The sequence below is a fragment of the Barnesiella sp. genome (assembly GCF_022723415.1).
In the GTDB taxonomy this organism is placed as follows: Bacteria; Bacteroidota; Bacteroidia; order Bacteroidales; family Barnesiellaceae; genus Barnesiella; species Barnesiella intestinihominis.
The window spans coordinates 1-1,041 of sequence record NZ_JAIJHU010000152.1 but is presented as its reverse complement, the minus strand read 5'-3'; the positions used below and the strand labels follow the sequence as shown (position 1 = coordinate 1,041).

The following is a 1,041-nucleotide window of genomic DNA, read 5'->3' as shown; positions in this document are numbered from 1 at the left end:
TATTTGACCAAAAAGATTTGGGGATTTAGGATAAATATCGTAAATTTGCACCCATCAAACAGAATAGATTATGGGAAAAGTTTTTAAGCGCAAACTATATGATAAAATGCTTAACTGGAAGCAGACCAGAGACGGTTCTACAGCACTTCTCGTCAAGGGAGCACGTCGTGTAGGAAAATCCACAATAGCTGAGGAATTTGCAAAAAACGAGTACAAAAGCTATATACTCGTCGACTTTGCTGATGCACCAACAGCCTTGTGGGAAGCTATTGACAACATCTCTGACCGCAATCATTTTTTCATGCAACTTCAATTTATATATGGTGTAAGATTATACGAACGAAAATCTGTAATTATTTTCGATGAGGTTCAAAAGTGTCCCAAGGTTCGTGAGGCCATTAAATATTTGGTTAAAGATCGCAGATATGACTATATTGAGACAGGGTCATTGCTTTCTATCCGGAAGAACATCAAGGACATCGTGATACCAAGTGAGGAAACAAGACTTACGATGTATCCTATGGACTATGAGGAGTTTCGTTGGGCCTTGAATGATAATGTTACAATTGATATGCTTAGAGAATGTTTCAACAGTAAACGTTCTTTAGGTGATGCGACTATGAGGAAGCTTCTTCGTGACTTTAGGCTGTATATGTTAGTTGGGGGCATGCCGCAAGCTGTCAATACTTATTTGGAAACAAATAACTTGACAGAGGTTGATAACAAGAAGAGAGAAATCCTGGATATATATATAGATGATTTTTTGAAGATAGACCCATCAGGTAAGATATCCAAGATGTTTAGCGCAATACCCGCCCAGCTTAGTAAAAATGCCTGCCGATACCAACAAACCAGCATCTTAGGGAAAAATGAATCCTCGGAAACAATCGCCGAGTTTTTGCGCGACATGGAAGATAGCCTTACCGTGAATTTCGCTCACCACTCAGACAATCCTAGTGTGGGACTTCCTGCACATACGGACTACGACCAGTACAAGATGTTTATGGGAGATACCGGGCTTTTTGTCACGCTGGCCTTTTG

The 1,041-nt window shown here is 40.2% G+C and carries 1 protein-coding gene; it reads left to right on the top strand.

The features are described 5' to 3' along the window. Nucleotides 1–70 precede the first annotated feature (70 nt). Nucleotides 71–1,041: ATP-binding protein (locus QVD32_RS13225; protein WP_287710401.1), on the top strand; the 971-nt coding region annotated here is incomplete at its 3' end.